The sequence below is a fragment of the Thermoanaerobacterium calidifontis genome, from assembly GCF_055381745.1.
Genome location: NZ_AP042436.1, coordinates 2,080,839 through 2,100,552, shown reverse-complemented (window position 1 = coordinate 2,100,552; position 19,714 = coordinate 2,080,839). Strand labels below are relative to the sequence as shown.

24 protein-coding genes and 2 riboswitches are annotated in these 19,714 nt (G+C 37.8%); of the genes, 18 read left to right on the top strand and 6 right to left on the bottom strand.

Annotated elements, in window-relative coordinates; all coding sequences use genetic code 11:
* Positions 1-246: 246 nt before the first annotated feature.
* The 3 genes from ACZ42G_RS11000 to ACZ42G_RS10990 are packed head-to-tail and all read right to left on the bottom strand — an operon-like array spanning position 247 to position 1,423.
* Positions 247-996 carry a Fic family protein gene (locus ACZ42G_RS11000; protein WP_045413273.1) on the bottom strand — a complete coding sequence of 250 codons (750 nt, stop codon included), beginning with the start codon at positions 994-996 and terminating at the stop codon, positions 247-249.
* Positions 993-1,190: a hypothetical protein gene (locus tag ACZ42G_RS10995; protein WP_052410020.1), complete on the bottom strand. Its 198-nt coding sequence runs from the start codon at positions 1,188-1,190 to the stop codon at positions 993-995. The genes ACZ42G_RS11000 and ACZ42G_RS10995 overlap by 4 nt, the downstream gene beginning before the upstream one ends.
* A gap of 17 nt (positions 1,191-1,207) precedes the next feature.
* Positions 1,208-1,423: a helix-turn-helix domain-containing protein gene (locus tag ACZ42G_RS10990; protein WP_045414007.1), complete on the bottom strand. Its 216-nt coding sequence runs from the start codon at positions 1,421-1,423 to the stop codon at positions 1,208-1,210.
* 276 nt (positions 1,424-1,699) lie between these two features.
* On the opposite strand from ACZ42G_RS10990, the gene ACZ42G_RS10985 reads away from it, so the two are divergent.
* The 18 genes from ACZ42G_RS10985 (at position 1,700) to spoVB (ending at position 16,881) form a co-directional block, all read left to right on the top strand.
* Entirely contained in the window at positions 1,700-1,864 is a 165-nt protein-coding gene (locus ACZ42G_RS10985; protein ID WP_156097272.1) for a hypothetical protein, read from the top strand.
* 183 nt (positions 1,865-2,047) lie between these two features.
* Positions 2,048-2,230, top strand: a complete 183-nt coding sequence (locus ACZ42G_RS10980; protein WP_045412996.1) for a hypothetical protein — start codon at positions 2,048-2,050, stop codon at positions 2,228-2,230.
* Positions 2,227-2,361 carry a hypothetical protein gene (locus tag ACZ42G_RS10975; protein ID WP_269318783.1) on the top strand — a complete coding sequence of 45 codons (135 nt, stop codon included), beginning with the start codon at positions 2,227-2,229 and terminating at the stop codon, positions 2,359-2,361. Before ACZ42G_RS10980 ends, ACZ42G_RS10975 begins: the two co-directional genes overlap by 4 nt.
* A 136-nt stretch (positions 2,362-2,497) precedes the next feature.
* Positions 2,498-2,785: a type II toxin-antitoxin system Phd/YefM family antitoxin gene (locus ACZ42G_RS10970; protein WP_464850426.1), complete on the top strand. Its 288-nt coding sequence runs from the start codon at positions 2,498-2,500 to the stop codon at positions 2,783-2,785.
* A complete protein-coding gene (locus ACZ42G_RS10965) occupies positions 2,778-3,083 on the top strand; it encodes a type II toxin-antitoxin system RelE/ParE family toxin (RefSeq protein ID WP_045413001.1) in 306 nt (101 codons plus the stop codon). The genes ACZ42G_RS10970 and ACZ42G_RS10965 overlap by 8 nt, the downstream gene beginning before the upstream one ends.
* 144 nt (positions 3,084-3,227) lie before the next feature.
* Positions 3,228-3,329: riboswitch (purine riboswitch) on the top strand.
* A gap of 191 nt (positions 3,330-3,520) precedes the next feature.
* Complete coding sequence (locus ACZ42G_RS10960) at positions 3,521-4,969, top strand: NCS2 family permease (protein WP_045413002.1); 1,449 nt, start codon at positions 3,521-3,523, stop codon at positions 4,967-4,969.
* Positions 4,970-5,048: 79 nt separating this feature from the next.
* A complete protein-coding gene (purE, locus tag ACZ42G_RS10955; RefSeq protein ID WP_464850425.1) occupies positions 5,049-5,540 on the top strand; it encodes a 5-(carboxyamino)imidazole ribonucleotide mutase in 492 nt (163 codons plus the stop codon).
* Positions 5,540-6,247, top strand: coding sequence for a phosphoribosylaminoimidazolesuccinocarboxamide synthase (gene purC, locus ACZ42G_RS10950; protein ID WP_045413006.1), 708 nt, complete (start codon positions 5,540-5,542; stop codon positions 6,245-6,247). Before purE ends, purC begins: the two co-directional genes overlap by 1 nt.
* 9 nt (positions 6,248-6,256) lie before the next feature.
* On the top strand, positions 6,257-7,654 hold the full coding sequence (gene purF, locus ACZ42G_RS10945; RefSeq protein ID WP_464850424.1) for an amidophosphoribosyltransferase: 1,398 nt from the start codon (positions 6,257-6,259) through the stop codon (positions 7,652-7,654).
* A 16-nt stretch (positions 7,655-7,670) separates the two neighbouring features.
* Positions 7,671-8,681 (top strand): phosphoribosylformylglycinamidine cyclo-ligase, encoded by a 1,011-nt coding sequence (purM, locus tag ACZ42G_RS10940; RefSeq protein ID WP_274893263.1) that lies wholly within the window; start codon positions 7,671-7,673, stop codon positions 8,679-8,681.
* Positions 8,678-9,286, top strand: a complete 609-nt coding sequence (gene purN, locus ACZ42G_RS10935) for a phosphoribosylglycinamide formyltransferase (RefSeq protein WP_014759405.1) — start codon at positions 8,678-8,680, stop codon at positions 9,284-9,286. Before purM ends, purN begins: the two co-directional genes overlap by 4 nt.
* Before the next feature lie 11 nt (positions 9,287-9,297).
* Complete coding sequence (gene purH / locus ACZ42G_RS10930) at positions 9,298-10,824, top strand: bifunctional phosphoribosylaminoimidazolecarboxamide formyltransferase/IMP cyclohydrolase (protein ID WP_464850423.1); 1,527 nt, start codon at positions 9,298-9,300, stop codon at positions 10,822-10,824.
* 31 nt (positions 10,825-10,855) lie between these two features.
* Positions 10,856-12,106, top strand: a complete 1,251-nt coding sequence (purD, locus tag ACZ42G_RS10925; RefSeq protein WP_464850422.1) for a phosphoribosylamine--glycine ligase — start codon at positions 10,856-10,858, stop codon at positions 12,104-12,106.
* Between the two features lie 108 nt (positions 12,107-12,214).
* A complete protein-coding gene (gene murI, locus ACZ42G_RS10920) occupies positions 12,215-13,006 on the top strand; it encodes a glutamate racemase (protein ID WP_464850420.1) in 792 nt (263 codons plus the stop codon).
* A gap of 21 nt (positions 13,007-13,027) precedes the next feature.
* Positions 13,028-14,263, top strand: coding sequence for a M20 metallopeptidase family protein (locus tag ACZ42G_RS10915; protein ID WP_464850418.1), 1,236 nt, complete (start codon positions 13,028-13,030; stop codon positions 14,261-14,263).
* Between the two features lie 244 nt (positions 14,264-14,507).
* Positions 14,508-14,687: a hypothetical protein gene (locus ACZ42G_RS10910; protein WP_014759400.1), complete on the top strand. Its 180-nt coding sequence runs from the start codon at positions 14,508-14,510 to the stop codon at positions 14,685-14,687.
* A 143-nt stretch (positions 14,688-14,830) separates the two neighbouring features.
* On the top strand, positions 14,831-15,271 hold the full coding sequence (locus ACZ42G_RS10905) for an S-ribosylhomocysteine lyase (protein WP_464850416.1): 441 nt from the start codon (positions 14,831-14,833) through the stop codon (positions 15,269-15,271).
* 50 nt (positions 15,272-15,321) lie between these two features.
* A complete protein-coding gene (spoVB, locus tag ACZ42G_RS10900) occupies positions 15,322-16,881 on the top strand; it encodes a stage V sporulation protein B (protein WP_464850415.1) in 1,560 nt (519 codons plus the stop codon).
* Between the two features lie 32 nt (positions 16,882-16,913).
* Here spoVB and ACZ42G_RS10895 read toward each other — a convergent pair whose 3' ends face one another.
* Genes ACZ42G_RS10895 through ACZ42G_RS10885 form a run of 3 tightly spaced genes read right to left on the bottom strand, consistent with a single transcriptional unit; the run spans position 16,914 to position 19,460 of the window.
* The gene (locus ACZ42G_RS10895; protein ID WP_464850413.1) at positions 16,914-17,759 is read right to left on the bottom strand and encodes a MetQ/NlpA family ABC transporter substrate-binding protein; all 846 of its coding nucleotides are present in this window, start codon (positions 17,757-17,759) and stop codon (positions 16,914-16,916) included.
* Between the two features lie 14 nt (positions 17,760-17,773).
* Positions 17,774-18,451, bottom strand: coding sequence for a methionine ABC transporter permease (locus ACZ42G_RS10890; protein ID WP_464850411.1), 678 nt, complete (start codon positions 18,449-18,451; stop codon positions 17,774-17,776).
* The gene (locus ACZ42G_RS10885; protein WP_464850410.1) at positions 18,438-19,460 is read right to left on the bottom strand and encodes a methionine ABC transporter ATP-binding protein; all 1,023 of its coding nucleotides are present in this window, start codon (positions 19,458-19,460) and stop codon (positions 18,438-18,440) included. The genes ACZ42G_RS10890 and ACZ42G_RS10885 overlap by 14 nt, the downstream gene beginning before the upstream one ends.
* A gap of 76 nt (positions 19,461-19,536) precedes the next feature.
* A riboswitch (SAM riboswitch) is annotated at positions 19,537-19,637 on the bottom strand.
* Positions 19,638-19,714 lie beyond the last annotated feature (77 nt).

Sequence of the window (19,714 nt, the reverse complement as noted above, 5' to 3'; positions counted from 1 at the left end):
GGGGAAGATCTGGATTATTACCGAATGGGACAGATCTGCGACGACAATCCTCTTTCCAAATGAATATTAACGGCCATAGCCCTTCCATGTCATACAATAAAACTACACCAGGAACACAAAGAGAGCCTCCAGGACTTTATCACGGTATAGGCTCTCTTTTTTATATAAAAGCGGAATGGCTTAAATATTACCACTGGGTATATTTTGAGCGGAATCTTAAGGATTAGATGCCGCTCTTATTTTATTTTATGACTGATTAGGAAAAGGAATATGCAGTAATCTCATAATCTCCTTTTCAGACTCCAAAACGCGTTCGGCAATAAAGTCCATAAAAGGTTGATCATCTTCATGAGCCTGCTCCAGTAAGCTAATATACTCATGACGTAAGACCGGTGGAATTATGGCCAACATATAACCATCTTGAATAAGCGCTGTATTCATAAGCAACCGAGCTACTCTCCCGTTTCCATCTATGAAAGGGTGAATAAATACAAACCGTTTATGCAGCTGGGCGGCAAATTGAACCGGATGGTATTTATTACGTTCGGAGCATGCCCATTGGAACAGTTTTTTCATTTCCCCTTCTATCCGTTCTACTGGGCATACTTCATATTTTGAGCCGGTTATAAAGACCGGGCGATCGCGGTATTTTCCTGCTTCCTCGGCATCAATACCTGTATAGAACATTCGGTGCATTGTAAGGGCGTCTTCTTCGGTTATTTGATAACTATTAAGCAATGTAAACATGAAATCATAAGCCTTTGCGTGTCCCAGGGCTTCGAATGTATCTCGAAGAGGCTTTCCTCCGACAGTCAATCCATCTTCCAGGAGGATCTTTGTTTCACTTAAAGTGAGAGTATTTCCTTCAAGAGCATTACTGGACCATGTAAGGCCTATGCGATAGTAGTTTTTAATTTCATGAAGCAAATGGCCTTCAAAGGGACGCTTTTCATCAATGGCCAGCTTGTAGCGGTCGATTTTTTCATATATAGTCATTGATTAACACCACCCTCCGTAACCACTTTTTGCGTGGTAATAATTCCGCTTGTTACTTCGCTGCCATTTTCAGCACCACACCACGGACAATTTATGCTTTCTCGTTCTTTCCCACCGGGATATCCTGCGTTTGATATGGTTACAGCGAATCGTTTACCACAGGCTATGCACTTGTATATGCCATTATTGAGCAATTTAATACCTCCCTTTTTTAGTATGTGACTTTCTCGCCAGATGGCAGTATAAAAGAACTCTCGTATTTACATCCGGCAGCTTCGGCTATTTTTTTTAACTCATCGACAGTGAAAGTTTCCCGCTTCATCTTTTGATTAAAGGCCTGTGGACTTTTCCCAGACATCCTTCCAAGTTCGGAGACACTTATTCCAAGCTTTACGCATAGAATTTTCAGCTGTTCAGATACTGACATATAACCACTCCTTTCCCTCTCCTTTCGATATTCTCATTATAAACGAATATATTTAATAAATCAACGATAATATTTCTATTTTATTGAGAATCGTTAAATTGGTCATTGGCACCATAAACAATATCGTTTATATTATAAACAGAAATAATTAAAGGGAGTGATTACATGAGTACAAATGAATTACTAAGCAAAGTTAGAGAACTTAAAGAGCTTCAGACAATGGCAGAAGAGCTTCAGGCAGAGATAAATAGTATTCAGGATGCGATTAAAGCTTAGATGAGCGCCAGAGGAGTTGATGAAATGGTTGTTGATGTTTTCAAGATCCGTTGGAAGGTTGTAAAAAGCAGCCGCTTTGATACAGCAGCATTTAAGGCAACACATGCCGAGTTATATAAGCAATACACGAAGGAAATAGAAACTCGCCGCTTCACGGTGTCATAAGAAAAGCCCCTTACATCAGCACCCGACTAAAAGCTTTGATGTAAAGAGCTTCGCGCAGACCAACCGGAGCGGGCCTGTACTATGATTATACCAGACCTGCTCCCATAATTCAATTAATAACAAATGGAGGAATAAGTTAAGGGAGACGACATTCAAAGCATATTTAGAGAACACATTCGACAAATGACAGATGTTGAAATTATTCAGAGACTTGAGACATGCTGGGATAGGACTGAAGAAGCGCTTTTGTTAGATGAAATTAAGAACAGAAAACCAAATATTTTTTCAAAATACTACAACACAATAACCTGGCAAACAAATGTAGCCAGTTTAATTGTAGAATTAAAAAGGGAGGTTACGAAATGACAAAGCAGGAATTTAAGCGTCTTTCAAAGCGAGATTTCACGGATGCAGAATATGAAGCAATCGAAACCGTTTATACATTCCATCCAGCCATAAGCGAGACGGAAGGCAAGCAGCAGATCGCTTATGAATAATAGAAATAACAGAAAACAATAGGAATAACGACGAATAAAACTTTAATAATAGAGTGGGAATAAGATTTAAGCTCTGTTGATAGTTTAGCATAATTATGATAAAATTATGCTAAACTAATAAAGGGGTGATGATTGTATGCCATATATTAGACCAGTATCAGATTTGAGAAATAATTTTGCAGATATATCAAGAGTCGTCCATGAAACTGGGGAGCCAGTCTTTTTAACCAAGAATGGTTATGGAGATATGGTTGTAATGAGCATGGAAGCTTATGAACGAAAACTGTTTGAAAGTGAAATTTACATTAAGCTGAAGGAAGCGGAACTGGAAGCACAAACAACTGATAAGAGATATTCCCATAAAGAAATTTTTGATGAATTAAGAGCGAAAATTTCTGATAGAATGGAATCTGACAATGCATGATATTAGATACTTGCCTTTGGCAAGTAGAGATTTATCAAATATTGTATCTTATGTTGCAGATGAATTAAAGGCACCAAATGCAGCAATGGATCTAATTAATGAATTGGATACATCTATATCAAGGCTTGCACAGTTTCCGTATTCATGCAGGGTGTATCAACCTGAAAAATCTCTTAAAAATGAATATAGAATATTACCTGTAAAAAACTATTTGGTATTTTATGTAGTTAAAGAAGATGTTGTTGAGATTCACAGGGTTATATATGCTAAAATGAATTTAACAAAGATCATAAAGTAATATGATTGACACTGCGGAATAGATGAGCTTTATGAAAAAGATCTAAACACAGGGCGAGAGCAACACGAACATTTTTTAAAAATATCAAAAAAATATTCGTAAAATTATTGACTTGAATTGAAAAACTTGATATTATAATTGTATCAGGACAAGTAAATAATAGCTCATATAATTCTGAGAATACGGCTCAGAAGTCTCTACCAGACAACCGTAAATTGTCTGACTATGAGTGAAAGTGTACCTGAGGGTTCCAGTCTTATTTGTTCATGCTTTTGAAAGCTTAAAGGCGTTCGGACCGAGCGGTACAGGCATTGTATTGCCACACCTGTGGGATAAAAGCCCGGGAGGATAGGTTTCACTCTATGTGTTGGAATCTATCCTTTCGGGCTTATTTATTTTTAAAATTCGTTTTTATTTCAATCATAAGGAGGATTATAATGGTAAAAAACAACGAAAAGAGAGGCTTTCTTGACAATTTCTTTAAGCTTAAAGAAAATGGCACGTCGGTAAAGACAGAGGTCATCGCTGGTATTACGACTTTCATCACGATGGCTTACATCATCTTTGTAAATCCGTCAATACTTATGCAGGCTGGCATGAATGCGAAAGGTCTTTTAGGCACTCAAGCAGTAAAAGCAGGTTTGTCTATAGCAAATGACCCTGTAATAGGCGCTGTTTTTGTCGCTACTATATTATCGTCTGTAGCTGCTACTTTAGTCATGGGGTTGTTTGCAAATGTTCCATTTGCTCTATCAGCAGGAATGGGCATGAATGCCTTTTTTACATTCTATGTTGTATTGACATTGCACTATTCTTGGCAAGCTGCACTATCACTTGCACTTATAAGCGGTATAATAAATATCGTTATTACTGCTACTAAATTAAGGATACTTATAATAAAGGCTATACCGCAGTCATTGAGAAGCGCTATTGGTGCAGGAATCGGGCTTTTCATTGCAATCATAGGTATGGAAAATGGCGGTATTGTAACGAAAAGCAGTGATACTCTTATAACTTTAGGAAATTTCAAGGATCCTGGCGTAATACTTACTGTAATCGGAATTGCAATAATTGCCATACTTATGAGCAGAGGCGTTAAAGGCGCTATACTGATAGGCATAATTGCAACGACGATTATAGGTATACCGATGGGAATAACGAACATTTCTAATCTTAAGACGATTGTGCAGATGCCTCCAAGCTTGGCACCAACATTTATGAAGTTGGATTTTGCTGGATTATTAAAGCCTGGCACTGATGGAAATATCATTTCGATACTTACAGGTCTTATAACTGTAATACTGGCGTTTAGCTTGGCTGATATGTTTGACGCAATAGGAACATTGATTGGCACAGGTACAAAGACAGGGATTTTTAAAGAAGATGATTTTGAAAAATCAAATGGCGGTTTCAAGACGAAATTTGAAAGAGCTTTATTTGCAGATGCTATAGGCACAACGTTAGGTTCTTTTTTGGGTACAAGCACTATAACTACTTATGTTGAAAGTGCGTCAGGCATAAGTGAGGGTGGCAAGACTGGTTTGACATCTACTGTAGTTGCAATTCTTTTCTTGGTGTCATTGTTCTTTGCGCCAATAATAGGAATAGTGCCATCTCAAGCCACAGCTCCTGCTCTCATTATCGTTGGGGCATTGATGATAGGCTCTGTGACGAAGGTTAATTTTGAAGATTTTAGTGAAGCATTTCCTGCCTTTATGACAATTGCTTTTATGCCATTTACTTACAGCATATCAAACGGCATAGCTGCAGGATTTATCTTCTATCCAATCACGAAGATAGTTGTTGGTAAAGCTAAAGAAGTTCATCCATTAATGTATATAATTGGACTTTTGTTCTTGTTAAGATTTGCATTCTTTATGGGGTAAAGCAGTTAAAATGCAGAAAGGAAGAATTTCCTTTCTGCATTTTGCAAATAAAACAAATATAGAGGAGGAGTCTAACGTTATGGCGAAAGTTGCAGTTGTCATGGGAAGTGATTCAGACTTTCCATTGATGAAAAAAGCATTAGATGTCTTTAAGCAGTTTGGAATTGACTACGACGTAAGGGTCATTTCGGCCCATAGGACACCAGATGTGGCGCACGATTTTGCAAAAAATGCGGTTTATAAAGGATACGAAGTCATAATAGCTGCAGCAGGAAAAGCAGCTCATTTAGCTGGTGTCATGGCATCTATGACGCCGCTTCCTGTCATTGGAGTTCCTGTAAAATCATCTACATTAGATGGTTTGGATTCGCTTTTGTCTACTGTTCAAATGCCTCAGGGGATACCAGTTGCCACTGTTGCCATAGACGGAGCGTACAATGCGGCATTGTTGGCAGTAGAGATACTTGGAGTAAAGTATCCTGAGATCATGGAAAAAATCGTTGAGTACAAAAAGAATTTGGCAGAGGAAGTTATTGAAAAAGATAAAAAATTACAGGGGGAGATTTTATAATGGAAAAGTTAAACATGTTGTACGAAGGTAAAGCAAAAAGGGTCTATAAGACTACAGATGAGGATTATTACATTATTGAGTACAAAGATGATGCTACAGCATTTAACGGTATAAAAAAAGGCACTATTCAAAATAAAGGTGTGTTAAACAATGAAATATCTGCGATTTTGTTTGAGCTACTTGAAAAAGAAGGCATTCCAACACATTTTGTGAAAAAACTTAGTGACAGAGAAATGCTTGTTAAAAGCGTAGAAATCTATCCTATTGAAGTTTTAATAAGGAATTATGCGGCGGGAAGCATATCAAAGAGATTAGGGATAGAAGAAGGAACAAAACTTAAAAGGACGGTTTTAGAGTTCTGCTACAAGAACGATGAACTTGGAGATCCTTTCATAAATGAGTACCACATAGAAGCGATGGAATTAGCCACAAAGGAAGAAGTAGAGACTATAAAAGAATATTCTTTTAAGATCAATGATATACTTTCAAAATTTTTCACATCAAAAAACATCATTTTAGTAGACTTTAAATTGGAATTTGGCAAATCTAAAGATGGTATAGTTTTGGCTGATGAGATTTCACCGGATACGTGCAGATTTTGGGACAGTGTAACGAAGGAAAAACTGGACAAAGACAGGTTTAGAAGAGATCTCGGGAATGTAGAAGGAGCTTATGTGGAAGTATTGAATCGACTTGAAAAACAGTGAGGTAAAATTATGATTGAAACTGTAAAGTTAAAAGAAGAATGTGGAGTATTTGGAGCATTTAGCTTAAATAGCCCAATACATCACCATATATACTATGGACTTCAAGCACTGCAACATCGCGGTCAGGAAAGCGCAGGAATTGCTGTGCTAAAAGGTTCATATGTAAACTGCATAAAAGGCATGGGGCTTTTATTAGAAGTGTTTTCTAAGGAAAACATAGATGACCTTGAAGGAAATGTAGGAATAGGTCATGTAAGATATTCGACTACTGGAAACAGCGATGCCTGCAATGCGCAGCCATTTGTTGCGAATTTTAGCAGTGGATATATGGCTTTGGCGCATAACGGCAATTTGATAAACGCGTTAGAGCTTAGAAAAGAGCTGGAAGAGGAAGGCAGGATTCTTCAGACCACATCTGACAGCGAGATCATACTTCACTTGATAGCTAAGTATTATCGCAACGGACTGGTGGAATCTCTCGTAAAGACGATAGAAAAGATTAAAGGCTCGTACGCATTGGTCATATTGATGGAAGACAAGCTAATAGGAATAAGAGACAAAAATGGCATCAGACCACTTTGCATAGGCGTAAAGGATGGAAATTACTATCTATCATCTGAATCGTGCGCACTGGATGTGATCGGAGCAGAGCTTATTAGAGATGTAGAGCCTGGAGAGATAGTTATAATAGACAAAAATGGCTTAAACTCTGTGAAAGTAGGCACTTTTGAAAAAAAGATGCCATGTGTTTTTGAGTATATATACTTTTCGAGGCCTGACAGCGTATTAGAAGGAGTTAGCGTTTATAAGGCAAGGTATGAAATGGGAAAGAGATTAGCCATAGAAAGCAGTGTAGATGCTGATTTGGTGGTACCCGTTCCTGATTCTGGAGTGCCGGCTTCGCGAGGATACTCTTTTCAATCAGGTATTCCAATAGGAGAGGGGCTTATTAAAAATAAGTATATAGGACGAACTTTTATCTGCCCAAAACAGAAAGACAGGGAAATCGGTGTGCGAGTCAAATTAAATGTCTTAAAAGAGCTGGTAAAGGATAAAAGAATCGTATTGATTGACGATTCTATTGTACGAGGCACTACTATGAAAAGGCTTGTGTCGCTTTTGAAAAAAGGCGGTGCAAAAGAAGTACACGTAAGGATAAGTTCTCCTCCTGTCAAGTATTCCTGCTATTTTGGAATAGATACTCCTACTAAGAAAGAGCTGGTAGGTTCATACATGGAAGTGAAGGATATCCGGGATTACATTGGAGCAGACAGCTTAAGTTTTTTAAGCTTAGAAGGTTTAAAGGAAAGTGTGGGCTTAGAAAGCATCTGTGCAGCATGTTTTGATGGAAAGTATCCTATGGAAGTCCCAAAAGAAGGCAGCAAATACCTTTTTGAAAAAAAGTAAATTTAAGGAGGATGCCATGGACTACAAAGATGCTGGTGTAAACATAGATGAGGGAAATAGATTTGTAGAAATGATAAAGCCTATTGCTAAAGCCACTATAAAAGGCGGTGTTTTAAATGGAATAGGCGGTTTTGGAGCTCTTTACCAACTGACAGATTATAAAAATCCTGTTTTGGTTTCAGGCACAGATGGGGTTGGGACAAAGCTAAAGATTGCTTTTATGATGAAAAAGTACGATACTATAGGTGTAGACTTAGTTGCCATGTGTGTTAATGATATAATCGTCAGTGGTGCAAAACCTTTATTTTTCCTTGACTACTTTGCTACTGGGAAGCTGCAAAGCGATGTAGGCATTGAAGTTATAAAAGGCATTGCAGCAGGATGCAGTGAGGCGGAGTGTACATTGATAGGAGGAGAGACAGCAGAGCTTCCAGGCATGTACAATGAAGGCGAATTTGACCTTGCTGGTTTTGCAGTAGGCGCTGTTGAAAAAGACGAGATAATCGACGGCAGAAATATTGAAGTCGGTGATGCAATAATAGGACTTGCATCATCAGGGATACACTCCAATGGATATTCATTGGTGAGAAAAGTCTTGTTTGATGTAGGCAAAATGAGCACTGATGATTATATAGAGGAATACGGACTGTCGTTAGGGGAAGTCATCTTAAAACCTACCAGAATATATGTGAAAGCTTTTAAATCCTTAAAAGGCATAGACATTAAAGGGATGGCCCACATAACAGGCGGAGGATTTGTAGACAATATACCGAGGACGTTAAAAGACGGCGTATCTGCCAGAATAGACAAAAAATCGTGGGATGTTCCGCACATATTTAGCCTAATAAAAGACACTGGAAACATTGACGACATGGAAATGTACAGGACGTTTAACATGGGAATCGGGATGATCATTATTGTTCCAAATCATCAATGTGACGATGCAGTAAGCCGGTTAAAAGCTGCAGGTGAGAAACCATTTATAATAGGAGAAATTGTAAATGGTGAAAAAGAGGTATTGCTATGAGATTATTGGTTATGGCGTCAGGAAATGGCACTGACTTTCAGTCTATCATAGATGGCATTAAAAGCGGATATATCAACGCTGAAATTGTGGCTCTTATTAGCGATAAAGAAGGAGCGTACGCTTTAAAAAGGGCTGAAATGAACAATATACCTGCTTATTGTATCCCTAAAAAGAAGTTAAAAGACAAGTTTTATAATGAGCTTGCCAATGTTATCAATGAGATAAATCCAGATGGAATAATCTTGGCAGGTTTCATAACGATATTGAACGAAGAGATCGTAAATAAGTATCATAATAGGATAATAAACATACATCCGTCTTTAATACCATCGTTTTGTGGCAAAGGGTACTACGGCATAAATGTCCACAAGGCTGTCGTTGATTACGGTGTAAAATACACTGGCTGCACAGTTCATTTTGTTGACTCAGGCGCAGATACGGGGCCTATCATAATGCAAGATGTGGTAAAGGTTGAAGATGACGATACACCTGAAACGGTGGCATCTAAAGTCTTGAAGCTGGAGCACAGATTGCTGCCTTATGCTGTAAAGCTGTTTACTGAAGGAAGGCTTAAAGTTGAAGGAAGAAAGGTTTATATAAAATAGGAGGTATGATGATGTCAAAGAGAGCATTGATAAGCGTGTCTAAAAAGGATGGAATTGTAGACTTTGCAAAGAAGTTAGATGAGATGGGATATGAGATATTATCGACTGGCGGCACGTACAGGCTATTAAAGGATATGGGCATAAACGCCGTAAAAGTCTCAGATGTTACAGGTTTTCCTGAGATCTTAGATGGCAGAGTCAAAACACTGCATCCTAAGATACACGGAGGACTTTTAGCCATAAGAGACGATGAAAACCATAGAAGGCAGTTGGAGGAAAATGGTATAAAGCCTATCGACATAGTAGCAGTAAATCTGTATCCTTTTAAAGAGACGATATTGAAAGACGATGTGACGCTGGAAGATGCAATAGAGAATATAGACATCGGCGGACCTTCCATGATTAGAGCTGCGGCTAAAAACTACAGATACGTGACAGTCTTAGTTGATCCTGACGACTACGATAAAGTCGTTGAGGAGATAAAGGAATACGGCAATACGAAGGAAGAAACCAGATTTTACCTTGCGATGAAAGCATTTGGACACACCGCCTCATACGATTCACTTATATACAATTATCTTTTAGATAAAAATGGCGTAGAGTTTCCTGATACAATAACCTTTTCCTTTGAGAAATCGCAGGACATGAGATATGGCGAGAATCCACATCAAAAAGCTGCATTTTACAAAAACTCATTGAAATCTTTTGGAATATCTGAATGCGTAAAGCTGCATGGGAAAGAGCTTTCTTTCAACAATATAAACGACGCAAATGCTGCGACTGAACTACTTAAAGAGTTTGATGAACCTGCCGCAGTGGCAGTAAAGCATACAAATCCATGTGGCGTTGCAGTTGCAGACAATATATACGATGCCTTCAAGAAAGCTTACGAATGCGATCCAGTTTCAATATTTGGCGGCATTGTGGCGTTTAACCGCAAATTAGATGCAAATACGGCTTTAGAGCTTTCGAAGATATTCTTAGAGATAATAATAGCTCCTGACTTTGAGGAAGAAGCGTTGGCGATTCTTGAGAAAAAGAAAAATGTCAGGATTCTCAAACTTTCAGATGGATATGTAAAAGAGTACGATTTGAAGAAGGTAGAAGGCGGAATATTAGTTCAGGAAAAAGATGAAGTTGACCTGTACGATGATAAACTGACTGTCGTCACAAAAAATGCTCCAAGTGAAAAAGAGCTTAAGGATTTGAGGTTTGCTTGGAAAGTCGTAAAGCATGTGAAATCAAATGCCATCGTTTTGGCTAAAGACGGCATGACTGTTGGAATTGGAGCAGGGCAGGTGAACCGCATTTGGCCTACAGAGCAGTCCATAAGACAAGCAGGTGAAAAAGCAAAGGGAAGTGTGTTGGCTTCAGATGCGTTTTTCCCATTCCCTGATGTTGTGGAAGAAGCATCAAAAGCTGGTATTACATCTATTATCCAGCCTGGCGGATCTATAAATGACAATGCATCTATCGATGCGGCAGATAAAGCAGGAATTTCAATGATATTTACAGGCATAAGGCACTTTAAGCATTAAATAGAATCCCCGATTGTTTGGAGGAGAGAGTATGAATGTTCTTGTTATAGGTGGCGGTGGCAGAGAGCATGCCATAGTTAAAAAGATCAGGGAAAGCGAAAAGGTAGATAGAATATATTGTGCCCCCGGAAATGGTGGTATTTCTGATATAGCAGAATGTGTTGATATAAATGTATCTGATGTGGAGAAGCTTAAGAAATTTGCTATTGATAGCAATGTGGACTTGACGATCGTGGGTCCTGAAGTTCCTCTGATGAAAGGCATAGTTGATGAATTTGAAAGCAGCGGACTTAGAATTTTTGGACCGAGAAGAGATGCCGCTGCTATAGAAGGTAGCAAATATTTTACAAAACTGCTGCTTCATAAGTACAATATTCCTACTGCCAGATTTAAGGCTTTTGACAGATATGATGCGGCATTAAACTTTTTAAAGGATGTATGGTATCCTGTTGTCATAAAGGCTGACGGATTAGCGCAAGGCAAAGGAGTATTTTTAGTATACAGCTATAAAGAGGCAAAAGAAGCTTTAGATGTACTTATGAAGGAAAAACGGTTTGGAACATCTGGCGATACAGTGATAATAGAAGAGATGCTTTTCGGAAAAGAAGTTTCTGTGTTGGCATTTACTGATGGAAATACAATAGTCTCGATGGTATCTGCTATGGACTATAAGAGAATCTACGATGGGGATAAAGGGCCAAATACAGGTGGCATGGGCAACATAGCTCCAAATCCTTACTTTGGTGATAAACTGCTTAGTGTTGTAGTGGAAACCATATTAAAACCAGTCATAGCTTCTCTGAAAAAAGAAGGGATAGTATACAAAGGAGTCCTTTACGCTGGGCTAATACTTACAGAAGATGGACCGAAAGTTTTAGAATTCAATGCAAGGTTTGGAGATCCTGAGACACAGGTTGTCCTTCCACTTTTAAAGACAGATCTTATTGACATAGTAGAGGCTATAATCGATGAAAGGCTTAGTGATATGAAAATAGAATGGGAGGATAAAAAAGCTGTCTGCGTAGTGGCGGCGTCAGAAGGTTACCCTGGTGAGTTTGATACAGGGCATGATATAACAGGTTTTGAAAATACAGATGGTGTTTTTGTCTACCATGCAGGAACTGTAAAAAGAGACGGCAAGTACAAAACGTCTGGTGGGAGAGTCTTGGAAGTCACAGCGCTGGGAAATACTTACGAAGAAGCAAGAGAAAAAGCGTATGATGAGCTTAAGAAGATACACTTTGAAGGAATGTATTTTAGAAGCGATATAGGCATCATTTGAAAGTGAACCCGTATGGTTTTGCCATGCGGGTTTTTTGCATCTTTGTTATCAATCCACACTTTTTGTGATATTATATAATAGAATATCAACAAAATAGGATGTGGTGAAATGGATAGAAGACCGATAGGAGTGTTTGACTCAGGTGTAGGCGGACTTACAGTATTGAAGAAATTAAAGGAACTATTGCCAAATGAGGATTACATATATTTTGGTGATACAAAAAGAGTGCCGTACGGTGATAAGCCTAAAGGCGAAATAGAAATGTATGCAAAGCAGATAATCAATTTTATGAATGAGAAAAACACTAAGATAATAGTTATTGCTTGCAATACTACGTGTGCTTCAATCGATAAGAGTGAATATAATGAGATTCTTTTTAGTGTTTTGGAAGCTGGGGCCGAAAGCGCTGCCGGCATTACAAGGAACAATAAAGTTGGTATAATAGCTACTACAAGGACAGTAGAAAGCGGTAGCTACGCTAAAACTATAAAACTTAAAAATAAAGATGCAGATATTTTCCAAAAAGCTTGTCCAGGATTTGTTCCATTGGTGGAAAAAGGGCTATCAGAAAGTGACGAATCGTTTAAATTGGCTGAGGAATATTTAAAAAATTTAAACGAGGAGGGAATCGATACGCTTGTCTTAGGGTGTACCCATTATCCGATACTTTTAAATGCCATCAAAAATGCCGTAAGGGAAGATGTGCTAATAGTTGATCCGGCTATTAGATTGTCTTATGATGTGATGAATTATTTGAAAGAAAATGATATGCTTAATTTAACTGGCGGTGAAACTCATTATTTTGTAAGCGGCGATGCGAAAAAATTTGCAGATGTTGCGAAACTCATACTAAATGAAGATATTGAGAACATAAGCTACGTTGACATAGAGAAATATTAAAATTATAAAGAGGGGAGAAACATGAATGAGATTTTAAAAGAAGCCATAAAGATTCAAGAGGAAATCGTAGAGATAAGGAGAAAAATACACAGAGAGCCGGAGCTTGGATTTGAGGAGACAAAGACGTCTGAACTTGTAAAGAGGTATCTTGGCAGTTTAGGAATCGAAACAAGGACAATTGCAAAGACCGGCATTGTAGGGACGATTTACGGCAATGGTCAGAAAACTATAGCTATTAGAGCTGATATGGATGCACTTCCAATACAGGAAGAAAATGATTTGCCTTATGCTTCGGCTGTACCTGGCAAAATGCACGCTTGTGGACATGATGTGCATACGGCAATTGCTCTTGGAGCAGCTAAGCTTATATCTAAGATGAAAGATAAAATTGATGGCAATGTGAAATTTATCTTTCAACCTGCTGAGGAGACTACAGGAGGAGCTAAGCCTATGCTTGATGCAGGTGTTTTTGATGATCCAAAAGTAGATGCGATCATAGGCTTGCACGTAGACCCAGACCTCAATGTTGGACAAATTGGCTACACATATGGAAAAGCTTACGCGTCATCGGATATGTTTGACATAAACGTAATAGGCAAAAGCAGCCATGGAGCGGAACCCCACAAATCTGTAGACCCTATAGTAATATCTGCAAACATAATCAACATGATTCAAGCAGTCGTAAGCAGAGAATCAAATCCATTAGAGCCTCTTGTCATAACTATCGGCAGCATTGAAGGCGGATACGCCAGAAATGTCATTGCCAGCAAAGTGCGCATGTCTGGAATAATAAGGATGCTAAATGAGGAAAACCGCCACAAGATAGCCTCAAGGGTTGAAGACATAGCTAAAAATACTGCAGAAGCGATGGGAGGCAAAGCCGAATTTAATCGCGTGGAAGGATATCCGTGCCTTATAAACGATAGCAGTATGATAGACATAATGAAAAGAAGTGCTGCATCAATCGTAGGTGATAGCAATGTAATAAGCGTATTGCCGACGCTTGGCGTTGAAGATTTTGCATACTACTTGAAGAAAGTTCCCGGATGCTTTTATAAATTAGGATGTGGAAATAAGGAGAAGGGAATAGATAAGCCCATTCACAACAACATGTTTGACGTTGATGAAAGCTGCATTCCTTATGGCATAGCTATACATGTATTGACTGCCATAAATTATTTAAAAAATGACTCAAAAGATGCAGTTAAGCAAAAGAGGACGCTTAAAAATATGCTTAATTACAGCGACTCTTTATAGAATTAGCAATTTTATTAAAAAATTTTTGTAACCAATAAAAATAAATTGGAAATCAAAAACGCCTTTGATACATATTTATGCATGATTTTTTGCCATATATAGCAATGCTGATGTATAATTTTGAGAATAGGTTTATATATTTGCAAAAATACAGGAAATCTTGCAAAAATAATTTATATGAAGTAAATCTTGACAAAATTAGATTTTTGATGCATAATATGTATTGAAGGGTGGGTGATGAAAGATGTTATTTATAATAACATTGATGGCATTTATAATGATATTTGTACCCGCAACGATAGAGAAAGACAACACTGAGTACGAAGAGTTTTTAAGAAGTGAGTTTGGCTACAAAGATACGGTTGATACAGCAATTAAAAATGAAGATTTCAGTGAATTAGCGTATAGTTACAAGTTAAGATAGATGAAAGATTCCTCCCATTTAAAACACTACATCCGGCTATGCCGGATATTTTTATTTTCTGCCCCGAACCCATCGGCTTAATGTTGGTAAATGTGAAGAAAAATGATAAAATATAATGTATCAACAATCAACGAGGTGATATAATGGAGATAAAAGTTGAAAGCTTTAAATTAGATCATAGAACGGTGAAAGCACCGTACGTGAGAAAATCAGGCACTTTAGTTGGACCTAACGGTGATGTTGTAACCAAATACGACATAAGGTTGACACAGCCAAATGTAGATGCAATACCTACAGGTGGCATTCATACATTAGAGCATTTATTTGCTACTTACTTTAGAGATTATTTCGACGACATAATAGATATTTCACCTATGGGGTGCAGGACTGGATTTTACCTTACAAAGTTTGGAGACACATCAATTGACGAGATAAAAGATGCCTTGAAAAAAGTCTTGGAAAGGGTCTTAGCTACAAAAGAAGAAGATGTGCCTGCTACAAATGAGATTCAGTGCGGAAATTATAGAGACCATTCTCTTTTTACAGCGAAAGAGTATGCGAAGGCTGTTTTGGAAAAACTTTGATGAGTAATATATATTAAAAGCCGCGAATAAACTATTGTGAGGTGTCATGTATGCGCAATAGATCTTTTGTTCGCGGTGCTTTTATTTTAACTATAGCCAATATAGTTGATAGGGCTATTGGGTTTGTATTCAGAATCATTCTTTCTAATCTGCTGGGCTCTGAAGGAACCGGCATATATCAAATAGCCCTGCCGATTTATTTTGTATCGATAACATTTATAACATCAGGCATTACGGCAGTTACGTCCCGGTTTGTGTCTGAAGAAAGAGCCAAAAATAACAAAAAAAATATTTTCAGCATAATGGAAGTTTCTTTTTTTATCGTAATTGTAATGGGTATAGCAATTTCTTCTATAATATTTTTTAATGCCAAGTACATATCAAACAACTTGCTTCACGAGCCACGAGCGTATCTATCAATATTGATTTTTTCACCTGTACTTATTGTGGTTTCATCATCTTCTATATTCAAAGGCTTTTTCCAAGGTTTAATTAACATGGTTCCTGCATCGGTGTCTGAGATTGTTGAGCAGATAGTGAGAGTTTTTTTGACATTGTATTTATTCAGCGTATTTACAGGAATGAAGCTGGAGTATGCTGCAGCAATAGCCGTGTTTGGAATAGCCATAGGAGAAGTAACAAGTTTTATCATGTACATATTTTACTACAGGCGCGAATTAAAATACATAAATGAGGAAATGCCAAATGAAGGTACAATATGGAAGAAGGCAGATATTGCAAAGACAGTAATAAAGACATCTTTTCCAATTACCATCTCAAGAATGATTGTAAACATCTTGGACTTGTTTGAATCTCTAATTATACCTTCAAAGCTTGTTAAATCGGGACTTTCACACAAAGAAGCTATATCTGAGTTTGGTAAGCTGTCTGGGATGGCTTATCCTCTTGCATACATGCCTGCGGTTATAACAATGAGCTTATCAGTTACAGTGCTTCCTGCCGTTTCAGAAGCGGCATCTTTAAAAAGATGGGATACAGTAAGACAGAGGATAAATCAAGCGATAGGGTATACTACTATGATAGGCATACCGGCAGCCGTATTGTTTGTAATGTTACCTGATGAAATAGCTTCACTGCTTTACCCTAAAAGTCCAGGCGTCGGCGTACTGGTTAAGCTTATAGCTGCAGGAAGCATTTTTGCGTATCTTGAATCAATAGTCACAAGCATATTAAATGGGCTTGGAATGCAAAATTTAGTTTTGAGAAATTCTGCTATATGGACTGCAATCTCTGTGATTGCCATGTATTTATTAGTACCTATACCTAGCTTAAGGCTTTTCGGGTACATTTACGGCTTCATATTCGCTGATGCCTTTGTCTTCTTTTTGAATTTTAAAGCATTAGTTAAGCTTACTAATTTAGAAATTGATTTTAACAATTGGTTCTTAAAACCGCTTATAGCTGCACTTATAATGGGCATTTATGACACGATCGTTTATTTTAATCTGACTGCAGCAATTGCGAACGAATGGATTACAATGTCTATTACAGTATTATCGGGATTTTTAGTGTACATTATATCATGTCAACTTGTGAAGCTTCCATACTTGGAGGACTTAAACAGACTGATATTTTCCAGAAATAAATAATAAAACCCGCTTAAAACGGGTTTTTTCTCATGTTAAAAAGCTGGAACTATAGCGCCTTTGTACTTGTCTTCGATAAATTTCTTGACCTCATCAGAATTTAAGGCTTTTGCCAACTTTTGTATCGCTGGATCGTTTTGATTGTCTTCCCTTACGACTAATACATTAGCATAAGGAGAATTTTTGTCTTCCATAAAAATTGCGTCCTTTAGAGGATTTAAGTTTGCCTCTAATGCAAAATTAGTGTTTATAATGGCTAAATCCACATCTTGAAGTGTCCTTGGAAGCTGAGGTGCTTCAAGCTCTACAATTTTTAGGTGCTTTGGATTATCTACGATGTCTCTCGGAGTCTGTGTAAGGCCATTTGGATCTTTTAGCTTGATTAGTCCCTCTTTTTGCAGTAGCAGCAGTGCTCTTCCTTCATTTGTGGCATCATTTGGTACAGCTACTGTTGCGCCATCTTTCAACTCATCCTTTGATTTTATCTTTTTTGAATATGCGCCCATCGGTTCCACGTGCACTTTGACTAATGGGACTAATTTTACATTATTTTTCTTTTCAAAGTCCTCAAGGTACGGAACGTGCTGGAAGAAATTTGCATCGATTTGCTTGTCGACAAGTGCAGTATTTGGCGTCACATAATCTGTAAATTCTTTTATTTCGAGATCTACGCCTTCTTTTGCCAGGATAGGCTTTACTACGTTAAGTATTTCTGCGTGTGGGTTTGGCGTTGCGCCAACGACTATTTTCGTCGTTTTATTAGAGCTATCTGCATTTGAGTTTGCATTGGACGCAGTGGATACATTGTTGGACTTTGTGCATCCTGATAAGATAAATGCAAATGTTAATATAAGCGTGAGAAGTAACAATGATTTTTTCATTACATACCATCCTTTCATCTTTTATCAACTTTTTTTGCGAGATAGTTTCCTATTCTTTGCACGATTTCTACAAAAATTATTAAGACTATGATTGTGGCAATAAGCACATCTGTCTGAAACCTTTGATACCCATATCTTATAGCGAGATCTCCTAAACCACCTCCTCCGATAGCACCTGCCATAGCAGAATACCCTAAGATGTTTATCACTGTAAGGGTTATTCCCAGTACAAGCGATGGCAATGATTCTGGAATCATGACTTTAAATATTATCTGTGGTATTGAAGCGCCAACTGATATAGATGCTTCAATGACGCCCCAGTCTACTTCTTTTAGGGATGACTCTATAACTCTTGCCACAAATGGTGCCGCTGCAATGGACAGTGGCACTATGGATGCAGTAGGTCCTATAGTTGTGCCAACTATAAGCCTTGCCAATGGGAAGATCGCGATTATGAGAATTATGAATGGCACAGATCTCATGACATTGATCACAGTACCTAATATCTGATTTAACTTTAGATTTTCCTTTATATGACCTTTATCAGTTATGACGAGTATTATGCCAAGAGGCATTCCTATGATTACTGAGAAAAGCGTTGAGAAAAATACCATGTATAAAGATTCCCAAAGAGGCTCTTCCATAAGCTGCCACAAGTTTAACAAATACTGCAATGTATTAGACGATACCATTTTTAAGCACCTCTATTCTAAGACCATTATTTTCTAAGAATTTTATCGCATCTTTTATGGAGTTTTCTTCACCACTTATTTTTATTAGGAGATTTCCTATTTGTAAGTTTTGCACCCTTTCGATATTTCCAGAAATGATATTAACTTCAACATCAAAATTTTTTATCATGTGGGATATGACAGGCTGATTGCTGCTGCTGCCAAAAAACGATAATCTTAAGATTTCCTCGTTTGGATTTTCGTCATCAAGCAATATATCTGGCGGAAGTTCAGCTATCATATCTTTTAAAAATCTCTTAGACGTTTCTGTTGAAGGGTTTGAAAAGATGTCTATTACATTTCCTTCCTCGATTATTCTACCGTCTTCTAAGACTGCCACTTTGTCGCACAGATTTCTTATGACAGACATTTCGTGAGTTATCACCACGATTGTGATTCCGTATTGCTTGTTTATGTTCTTTAAAAGATTTAAAATGGATTCTGTCGTGGTGGGGTCTAAAGCAGATGTGGCTTCATCAGATAGAATTATGTCTGGGTTATTTGCTAAAGCCCTTGCAATGCCTACACGCTGTTTTTGACCTCCAGACAACTGCGAAGGATATGCATATTTTTTGTCTTTTAAATCTACTACATCCAGCAACTCATCAACGCGCTTTTTTATGACAGAGTCGCTGACTTTCGAGATCTTAAGAGGAAATGCTATGTTCTCATACACTGTAGAGTTCATCAGGAGATTGAAATGCTGAAATATCATGCCAATCTTCTTTCTCATATTTCTCAGTTCTTTTGGCTTTAGCTTTGTCATTTCTACGCCGTTTATCAGTATGCTGCCAGATGTAGGTTTTTCCAACATGTTTATGCACCTTATCAATGATGATTTCCCGGCACCGCTTAGACCCATTATGCCGTAAATTTCACCATCACGTATAGTTAAGTTGATGTCTTTTAAAGCTATTACCTCTTTTCCGTTTGTGTTGTAAACTTTGCTTAAGTTTTTTATTTCGATCAAATCATTTCACCTTCTTTTCACAAATGTAGTTTAAAAAAGCAATAAAAAAAACCTCCAATGAAAGAGGTTTCGTCCTCTCTCATCTCTCAGCAATCGCTGCAGGAATTGGCACCATTGCACATACGTGCCGGTTGCCGGGTTTCATCGGGCCAGTCCCTCCACCTCTCTAGATAAGAGAATAATTTCGTTTTTAGTTGTTAAAATGATTATATAGGATGGATGTTGAAAAGTCAAGCAAAATTTTCATGCGACAA

Excerpts from the sequence above, each read along its gene's own strand:
- purF (WP_464850424.1), top strand. The coding sequence starts at position 6,257 with ATGATTGAAACTGTAAAGTTAAAAGAAGAATGTGGAGTATTTGGAGCA.
- purE (WP_464850425.1), top strand. The coding sequence starts at position 5,049 with ATGGCGAAAGTTGCAGTTGTCATGGGAAGTGATTCAGACTTTCCATTG.
- spoVB (WP_464850415.1), top strand. The coding sequence starts at position 15,322 with ATGCGCAATAGATCTTTTGTTCGCGGTGCTTTTATTTTAACTATAGCC.
- ACZ42G_RS10965 (WP_045413001.1), top strand. The coding sequence starts at position 2,778 with ATGCATGATATTAGATACTTGCCTTTGGCAAGTAGAGATTTATCAAAT.
- ACZ42G_RS11000 (WP_045413273.1), bottom strand. The coding sequence starts at position 996 with ATGACTATATATGAAAAAATCGACCGCTACAAGCTGGCCATTGATGAA.
- ACZ42G_RS10910 (WP_014759400.1), top strand. The coding sequence starts at position 14,508 with ATGTTATTTATAATAACATTGATGGCATTTATAATGATATTTGTACCC.
- ACZ42G_RS10960 (WP_045413002.1), top strand. The coding sequence starts at position 3,521 with ATGGTAAAAAACAACGAAAAGAGAGGCTTTCTTGACAATTTCTTTAAG.
- ACZ42G_RS10905 (WP_464850416.1), top strand. The coding sequence starts at position 14,831 with ATGGAGATAAAAGTTGAAAGCTTTAAATTAGATCATAGAACGGTGAAA.
- purN (WP_014759405.1), top strand. The coding sequence starts at position 8,678 with ATGAGATTATTGGTTATGGCGTCAGGAAATGGCACTGACTTTCAGTCT.
- purC (WP_045413006.1), top strand. The coding sequence starts at position 5,540 with ATGGAAAAGTTAAACATGTTGTACGAAGGTAAAGCAAAAAGGGTCTAT.
- murI (WP_464850420.1), top strand. The coding sequence starts at position 12,215 with ATGGATAGAAGACCGATAGGAGTGTTTGACTCAGGTGTAGGCGGACTT.
- ACZ42G_RS10990 (WP_045414007.1), bottom strand. The coding sequence starts at position 1,423 with ATGTCAGTATCTGAACAGCTGAAAATTCTATGCGTAAAGCTTGGAATA.
- purH (WP_464850423.1), top strand. The coding sequence starts at position 9,298 with ATGTCAAAGAGAGCATTGATAAGCGTGTCTAAAAAGGATGGAATTGTA.
- purD (WP_464850422.1), top strand. The coding sequence starts at position 10,856 with ATGAATGTTCTTGTTATAGGTGGCGGTGGCAGAGAGCATGCCATAGTT.
- ACZ42G_RS10975 (WP_269318783.1), top strand. The coding sequence starts at position 2,227 with ATGACAAAGCAGGAATTTAAGCGTCTTTCAAAGCGAGATTTCACGGAT.
- ACZ42G_RS10895 (WP_464850413.1), bottom strand. The coding sequence starts at position 17,759 with ATGAAAAAATCATTGTTACTTCTCACGCTTATATTAACATTTGCATTT.
- ACZ42G_RS10970 (WP_464850426.1), top strand. The coding sequence starts at position 2,498 with ATGCCATATATTAGACCAGTATCAGATTTGAGAAATAATTTTGCAGAT.
- ACZ42G_RS10985 (WP_156097272.1), top strand. The coding sequence starts at position 1,700 with ATGAGCGCCAGAGGAGTTGATGAAATGGTTGTTGATGTTTTCAAGATC.
- purM (WP_274893263.1), top strand. The coding sequence starts at position 7,671 with ATGGACTACAAAGATGCTGGTGTAAACATAGATGAGGGAAATAGATTT.
- ACZ42G_RS10980 (WP_045412996.1), top strand. The coding sequence starts at position 2,048 with ATGACAGATGTTGAAATTATTCAGAGACTTGAGACATGCTGGGATAGG.
- ACZ42G_RS10915 (WP_464850418.1), top strand. The coding sequence starts at position 13,028 with ATGAATGAGATTTTAAAAGAAGCCATAAAGATTCAAGAGGAAATCGTA.
- ACZ42G_RS10890 (WP_464850411.1), bottom strand. The coding sequence starts at position 18,451 with ATGGTATCGTCTAATACATTGCAGTATTTGTTAAACTTGTGGCAGCTT.